Here is a 7809-nt window from a genome sequence, read left to right as displayed (position 1 = left end):
GGTCCGACGGCGACGCCTTCGGCCGACTCATCCTGCTGTACGACCCGGAAGGCGCCGACGCGTGGGACGGCACCATCCGGCTGGTCGCCTACATCCAGGCCGACCTGGACCCCAGCGAGGCCGTCGACCCCCTGCTGCCCGAGGTCGCCTGGAGCTGGCTGGTGGACGCGCTCGAGTCCCGGATGGAGCAGGTCACCGCCCTGGGCGGCACCGTCACCGCCACCACGTCAGTGCGCTACGGGGACATCTCCGGGCCCCCGCGCGCCCACCAACTGGAGCTGCGGGCGTCGTGGACGGCGACCACGCCGCAAGTCGGCGTCCACGTCGAAGCCTTCTGTGAGGTACTGGAACACGCGGCGGGCCTCCCGCCGACCGGCGTCACCGATCTGAGCTCCCGGTCACGCGCCTGACATGTGCGAACCGGATGCCCCCGGGCCCGGCAGCACTGCGCCCGACAACAGCGAGCCCGACAATCCCGAACCCCAGCCCACGCCGCTGCTGCACCCTGCCGAAGGAATTCCCGACCTCTCGGTGACCGCCCGGCAGATCCAGGAGGCCGCGAAGCTCCTGGAGCGTGGGCGCGGACCGTTCGCCGTGGACGCCGAGCGGGCGTCGGGGTTCCGGTACTCCAACCGGGCCTACCTGATTCAGATCCGCCGGGCCGGCGCCGGCACGGTGCTCATCGACCCGGTCAGCCACGGGGCCGACCCGGTGGAGGCGCTGCGGCCCGTCGCCGAGGTGCTGAGCGAAGACGAATGGATCCTGCATTCCGCCGACCAGGACCTGCCCTGCCTCGCGGAGGTCGGCCTGCGGCCGCCGGCTCTGTATGACACCGAGCTCGCCGGGCGGCTGGCCGGTTTCGAGCGGGTGAACCTGGCGACGATGGTCGAGCGACTGCTGGGGTCCGGACTGGCCAAGGGCCACGGCGCGGCCGACTGGTCCAAGCGCCCGCTACCCGAGGAATGGCTGAACTACGCGGCGCTGGACGTCGAGCTGCTCATCGAGCTGCGCGCCGCGATCGCCGACGTCCTGGACCAGCAGGGTAAAACCGGTTGGGCCGCAGAGGAATTCGACTACCTACGGGCGGTGGGGTCCAGGGACCCCAGCGCCGCGGCGCGACCCGACCGGTGGCGCCGCACGTCGGGCATCCACCGGGTGCGCGACCAGCGGGGGCTGGCCGCGGTTCGCGAGCTGTGGCTGACGCGCGACCGCATCGCCCAGCGCCGCGACATCGCCCCGCGGCGCATCCTGCCCGACTCGGCCATCATCGAGGCCGCCCTCGCCGACCCGAAGACGATCGAGGACCTCACCGCGTTGCCGGTGTTCGGGGGACGCAATCAACGCCGCAGCGCCGCCACCTGGCTGGGGGCGCTGGAGGCGGCCCGGCAAACCAAGAATCCGCCCGTCGACGCCGAACCGCCCAACGGCCCGCCTCCGCCGGCACGCTGGAGCCGGCGCAAACCCGAGGCGGCCGCACGGCTGGAGGCGGCGCGGGCGGCCCTGTCGCGGGTGTCGGAGCAGGTCCACGTCCCCACCGAAAACCTCGTCTCGCCCGATTTGGTGCGCCGGTTGTGCTGGGACTGGGAGCCGGCGCCCGATCCCCTCGACGCCGTCGAGACGTTCCTGCGCGCCGGGCAGGCCCGGCGGTGGCAGCGGGAATTGGTGGATCCCCCGCTGGCGCAGGCGCTGCAGCCCCCGGCCGAGGCCGGCGATTAGCTCGGGGCGTTCACGCATCGAGGGTGAATCGTGGGCATTGCTGGTGAGCGCTGGGCGGAGAAATCGGCGAGATCCCGCCGTGAGCGCACACTCAACGCCCCGAATGCACTCGCGACGATGGTGGGTGGCGACCCGCTCCGCTGACTAGTCGAGGTGTTCGCGGATCTCCGCTTCGGTGACGGAACTGCCCAAGGCGGCCACCCAGCCGGTGACGCGGCGGGCCACGTCCTGATCGGTCAACCCGAGGTCGGCCAGCAGCTCACCCCGCGAGGCGTGCTCGTAGAACCGCTGCGGCAGGCCGACGTCGCGGCACGGAACGTCGATCTCGGCGTTGCGCAACGCGGCGGACACCGCCGACCCGACGCCGCCGCTGACCCCGTTGTCCTCGCACGTGACGACCAGTTTGTGTTGCGCGGCGAGTTCGAGCACCCCGTCGGACACCGGTAGCACCCAGCGCGGGTCGATCACCGTCACGCCGATCCCCTGGTTGTGCAGCCGCTTGGCCACCTCCAACGCCATCGGGACGAACGCGCCGACGCCCACCAGCAGCACATCGTGGTTCAATCCGGCGGCCGGCACCGCCAGCACGTCCACGCCCGAGCGCCGCTCGAGCGCCGGAATGTCTTCGCCCACATCGCCTTTGGGGAACCGCAGGGCGGTCGGGCCGTCGTTGACGTCGAGGGCCTCGCCGAGCTCCTCGCGCAGCCGGGTGGCGTCCCGGGGCGCGGCCACCCGCATGCCCGGGACGATGCCAAGCATCGACATGTCCCACATGCCGTTGTGGCTGGCACCGTCCGAGCCGGTGATGCCGGCGCGGTCCAGCACCATGGTGACGGGCAGCTTGTGCAACGCCACGTCCATCATGATCTGGTCGAAGGCGCGGTTGAGGAACGTCGAGTAGATGGCCACCACGGGGTGCATGCCGCCCATCGCCAGGCCCGCGGCCGACGTCAGCGCGTGCTGCTCGGCGATGCCGACGTCGAAGAGACGATCCGGGAACTGTTGGCCGAAGGCGCTGAGCCCGGTCGGGCCCGGCATCGCCGCGGTAATGGCCACGATGTCGCGGCGCTTCTTGGCGTAACCGATGAGCGCGTCGGAGAAGGTGGCGGTCCAGCCGGGCCCGGCGACCTTGGTGGCCTGCCCGGTGACCGGGTCGATCACGCCGCAGGAGTGCATCTGCTCGGCCTCGTCGTCCTCGGCCGGGCCGAAGCCCATGCCCTTACGGGTGACGACGTGCACGATCACCGGCCGGCCGAAGCCGCGGGCGTGCCGCAGCGCCATCTCGACCGCGCGTTCGTCGTGGCCGTCGACAGGGCCGACGTATTTCAGCCCGAGGTCGGTGAACAGCAGCTGCGGGGACAGCGAGTCCTTGATGCCGGCCTTGACGCTGTGCATTAACCGGTAGGCGAGCTCGCCGAAGAACGGCATCGAGCGCACCGCGTCGCGGCCCTTCTCCAGCGCCTGCTCGTAGGCCGGCTGCAGCCGCAGGGTGGCCAGGTGGTCGGCGACACCGCCGATCGTCGGCGCGTAGCTGCGGCCGTTGTCGTTGACCACGATGATCACCGGCCGGCGCGAGGCCGCGATGTTGTTCAGCGCCTCCCAGCACATGCCGCCGGTGAGCGCGCCGTCGCCGACCACCGCGACCACGTGCCGGTTGCGGTGGCCGGTCAGCTCGAACGCCTTGGCCAGGCCGTCCGCGTACGACAGGGCGGCGCTGGCGTGGCTGGACTCGACCCAGTCGTGTTCGCTCTCGGCGCGCGACGGATAGCCCGACAGGCCGCCCTTCTTGCGCAGGCTCTCGAAGTCCTGGGCGCGACCGGTCAGCATCTTGTGGACGTACGCCTGATGGCCGGTGTCGAACACGATCGGGTCGTGCGGCGAGTCGAACACCCGATGCAGCGCCAGCGTCAGCTCGACGACGCCGAGGTTGGGCCCCAGGTGTCCCCCGGTGGCAGCGACCTTGTGAATCAGGAACTGGCGAATCTCGGCGGCCAGTTCGCGCAGCTGCGGTTGGGACAGGTGTTGCAGATCAGCGGGCCCGCGGATCTGTTCCAGCATCCCGATAGTCTACGCAGCGTCCGCGGGAACGACAGGGAAGCAGCGGAGCCGCAAGGCCTACGAGCGGCCGAAAAGCTCGGCCAGGCTGTCGCGAAGTTCGGGATCTGCCAGGACAACGACCTCGTCACCGGCCCGAAGCTCGGTGTCGCCCCGCACGGGCACCAGGCCGGTGGTGCGGACCACAATGCTCACCCAGATGTCGCCGACCCGGTCACTGAGGCCCTCGACGGTGCACCCCTCGGCGGTCGACCCGCGGGCGACGCTGAAGCGATGGACGCCCTGCGGTTCGTCCGCGAGCCGGACCCCGATCTGCCACGGCTGGGTCTCCACGGTCCGCATCGGTAGCCGCAGCAGCCGGGCCACACCGGGCACGGAGCTGCCCTGCACCAGCACGGAGAAGATGACGACGATGACCACGATGCCGTAGAGGCGTTCGGCGCCGGGGACGTGGGCGGCCCGAAGGAACTCGCCCAACAGGATCGGCACCGCCCCCTTGAGCCCGGCGTAGAGGACGAAGATGCGTTCGTTGCGTCGCAGCCGGACCGGAACCAGGCACGAGCCCACCGCCAGCGGCCGGATCAACAATGTCAGCGCGACACCGAGTGCGACCCCGGGAATCCACACGTCCGGGTGGGCCAGGACGTTGATGTCCACCGTCAGGCCGAGAAAGGCGAACGCGACGATTTCGGCCAGCCCCGCCAGGGCGGCGTGGAACCGCTTGATCTCCGGCTTGTACGGCGCACGAGCGTCGCCGATCACGATGCCGGCGACGAATACGGCCAGGAACCCCGAGCCGTGCGCGAGCGTCGCGATGCCGTACAGCATCAGGCACGACGCCAGCGTGCGCAGCGGGTAGAGGCCTTCGCTCGGCAGGGCGACCCTTCGCATGAAGACGAGCAGGGCCCGGCCGCCGATCACCCCGACGGCCAGCCCGACCGCCATCTGGAGAACGAATTGCGTTCCCACACCGGCGAATCCGGCCGCGCTCAGGCCGCCCGCGGCGATCAGGCTGGACATCAGGGAGATGCCGACCGGGTCGTTGGCGCCGGACTCGCCCTCCAAGATGGTGCTGCTGCGGCCCCGGATCTCGCGTTTGCCCAGGACCGAGAAGACGACGGCGGGATCAGTGGGGGCCACGGCCGTGGCGACGAGTACCGCCGGGAACCAGGCGATTCCGAACGCGTAGTGCACCACCAGGGCCGCCCCGGCGGCGGTCAGGGCGGTCCCCAACACGCCCACCGACAGGATCGGGATGGCGGCCGCGCGGAACCGCGATGGCCCGATGTGCATGCCGCCGTCGAACAACACCAACACCAGCGCGATCGTGATCACCCGCTCGACGGTCGGCTCGGACGGCGACTGCACCGCCGGCACCGCGTGTACAACCACGGCGGCCCCGACCAGCACGAGCAGGGGCACCGGGATCTTGACCCGCTCGGTGAGGCGGTTCGCCAGGACGGCGACCAAACCGACTGCGCTGCAGAACAAAATGATCAGCGCGTAACGAAGAGTCTCGGTCACGATGGCCGCCGTCCGATACCGCTTGATGCGTCGGCGGGCGCGGCCCGCTCTTCGATGGTAGGCACCTAAGCCTTTCGGTTGGTCGACGGGGACATCGAGGACATCGCCGACCAGACTTCCCGGCACACCGTGACGGAGTCTATCGGCTGCGGCGCCCTTCCTCTAATCGCTAGCGGGTCAACAGTGCTACGCACTCGGTGTGATGCGTGAGCGGGAACGCGTCGAAGACCTTGATTTTCTCGACGGCATAGCCCTGGCCGAGATAGAGGCCGATGTCGCGCGCGAAAGACGCCGCCTCGCAACCGATGTGCACCACCCGCGGAACCCCGGCCGCCGCCAGCAGCTCGATGATTTCGCGCCCCGCACCCGCCCGGGGCGGGTCCAGCACCGCCACATCGGCGCTCGAGCGTTGCGCGCCGAGCGCCCGGCGCACGGAGTCGGTGACGACCTGCACCTGCGGCAGGTCGTCCAGCGCGGCGCGGGCGGACCGCGTCGCCGCGCGGGAGGTGTCCACGCTCAGCACCCGCCCGGACTCGCCCACCGCCGCTCCCAGCGCCGCGGCGAAAACGCCCGCGCCGCCGTACAGATCCCAGGCGGTCGCGCCCGGCCCGGGCTGCGCCCAGTCGGCGACCAGCCGGCTGTACACCGCCGCCGCGCAGCGGTGCGCCTGCCAGAATGCCGTCACCGGGATCTGCCAGCTGCGCCCGTCCACCCGCTGGATCGCCTCGTAGCCGCCCTCCACGACCTTGGTCGCTGTCCGTTTGCCCTGCCGCAGCGTGCGCACCACGTGGCGCGCGCCGTCGTCGTCGACGACTACGTGCAATTGGGCCGTCGGGGGCCAGTCCGATTGGGCGAGCCCGTCGAGCATGCCGGACGGTAATTGCGCGCAGCGCAGGTCGGTCACCAGATCGTCGCTGTGGTACCGGTGAAACCCGGGCCGACGGTCCGCGCCGACATCGAGCCGGACCCGCGTGCGCCACCCCGTCGGCCCGGAATCCGACAGCGGTTCGGCCTCGCCGGCCCAGTGGTGCCCGCCCAGCCGCTCCAGCTGGTTGGCCACCACCTGGGCCTTGAGGACCAGCGCCGCCTCCGGCGCGGCGAACGCCAGGTCGCAACACCCGGCCCCGTCCACCCCGGCGATGGGGCACAGCGACTCGACGCGGCCGTCGGCCGGTTCCAGCACCTCGAGGGTCTCTGCGTGCCAATAGGATCCGCGGTCGGCGGTCACCCGGACCCGCACTCGCTCGCCCGGCAGCGCGTAGCGGACGAACACCACTCGCCCTTCGTGGTGCGCCACACAGCTGCCGCCGTTGGCCGGGGCGCCGGTCACCAGCGTGAGTTCCTCACCCGCGGGCAGCACCGCGCTGGGTCTGCGAGGCGATTCGCGCATCAATCGAAGATTCCCCGACGGGTGTCCCCCGGGGCCACATGCGGCTGCAGCGTCTGCAGCCGCTCAGACGAATTCAGTTGCCACGGAACCGAAGTCACCATCACGTTGGGCATGAACAGCAGCCGGCCCTTGAGCCGCAGCGCGCTTTGGTTGTGCAGCACCTGCTCCCACCAATGCCCCACCACGTACTCGGGGATGAACACGGTGACGACGGTGCGCGCTGATTCCTTACTGACCCGCTTGACGTAATCCAGTATGGGACGGGTGATTTCGCGATACGGCGACGCGATCACCTTCAGCGGCACGCTGATGTCGCTTTCCTCCCACTGGTGCACCAGCTCGCGGGTTTCGCCGTCGTCGACGCTGACGGTGAGCGCCTCGAGAACATCGGGACGGGTCGCGCGCGCGTAGGCCAGCGCGCGCAGCGTCGGCAGATGCAGCTTCGACACCAGCACCAGGGCGTGGTTGCGGCTCGGCAGCACCACGTCGTGCTGGGCGGCGGCCTGCTCCTCCAGCTCCCTGGTGACGGTGCCGTAGTGCCGGTGGATCATCTTCATGATCAAGAACAGCAAACCCATCGCGAAGAGCGCGATCCACGCGCCGGCGACAAACTTCGTGACCAGGACGACCAACAGAACGGCGCCGGTGGAGAGCAATCCGACCGTGTTGACGACGCGGGAGCGCATCATCTTGCGGCGCGCGCGGGGGTCGGTTTCGGTGCGCAGCAACCGGGTCCAGTGCCGCACCATGCCGATCTGGCTCAGCGTGAAGGAAATGAACACGCCGACGATGTACAGCTGGATCAGTGCGGTGACCTCGGCGCGGAACGCGATGATCGCCAGCAGCGCCGCCCCGGACAGGAACAGGATGCCGTTGGAGAACGCCAACCGGTCGCCCCGCGTGTGCAGCTGGCGCGGCAGATAACTGTGCTGCGCCAGGACCGAACCCAGCACCGGGAAGCCGTTGAACGCCGTGTTGGCCGCCAGCACCAGGATGAGCGCGGTGACCGTTGCGATCAGCAGGAAGCCGATGTGGAAGCTGCCGAAGACCGTTTCCGCCAGCTGGGTGACCAGCGTCTTCTGGTAGTAGCCGGGCGGCGCGCCGGTCAATTGCCGGGCGGGATC

At 70.3% G+C, this 7809-nt stretch carries 6 protein-coding genes; 2 read left to right on the top strand and 4 right to left on the bottom strand.

Annotation, left to right across the window (positions count from 1 at the left end; genetic code table 11):
* On the top strand, positions 1–410 hold a 410-nt coding region (locus A9X05_RS21370), incomplete at its 5' end, for a DUF3000 domain-containing protein (protein WP_082950498.1).
* Between the two features lies 1 nt (position 411).
* A complete protein-coding gene (locus A9X05_RS21365; RefSeq protein WP_067748645.1) occupies positions 412–1716 on the top strand; it encodes a ribonuclease D in 1305 nt (434 codons plus the stop codon).
* A 144-nt stretch (positions 1717–1860) separates the two neighbouring features.
* Here the strand turns inward: A9X05_RS21365 and dxs are convergent, their stop codons facing one another.
* From dxs to A9X05_RS21345, 4 genes are all read right to left on the bottom strand, one after another.
* Positions 1861–3774, bottom strand: a complete 1914-nt coding sequence (dxs, locus tag A9X05_RS21360) for a 1-deoxy-D-xylulose-5-phosphate synthase (protein WP_067748642.1) — start codon at positions 3772–3774, stop codon at positions 1861–1863.
* 57 nt (positions 3775–3831) lie between these two features.
* Positions 3832–5295, bottom strand: coding sequence for a cation:proton antiporter (locus A9X05_RS21355; RefSeq protein WP_067748640.1), 1464 nt, complete (start codon positions 5293–5295; stop codon positions 3832–3834).
* A 169-nt stretch (positions 5296–5464) separates the two neighbouring features.
* Entirely contained in the window at positions 5465–6655 is a 1191-nt protein-coding gene (locus tag A9X05_RS21350) for a class I SAM-dependent RNA methyltransferase (protein ID WP_067748639.1), read from the bottom strand.
* A gap of 29 nt (positions 6656–6684) precedes the next feature.
* On the bottom strand, positions 6685–7809 hold a 1125-nt coding region (locus A9X05_RS21345; RefSeq protein ID WP_156736878.1), incomplete at its 5' end, for an APC family permease.

It is taken from the genome of Mycobacterium sp. E3298, from assembly GCF_001666895.1.
GTDB lineage: Bacteria > Actinomycetota > Actinomycetes > Mycobacteriales > Mycobacteriaceae > Mycobacterium.
This window is presented reverse-complemented; position numbering and strand designations above follow the sequence as displayed.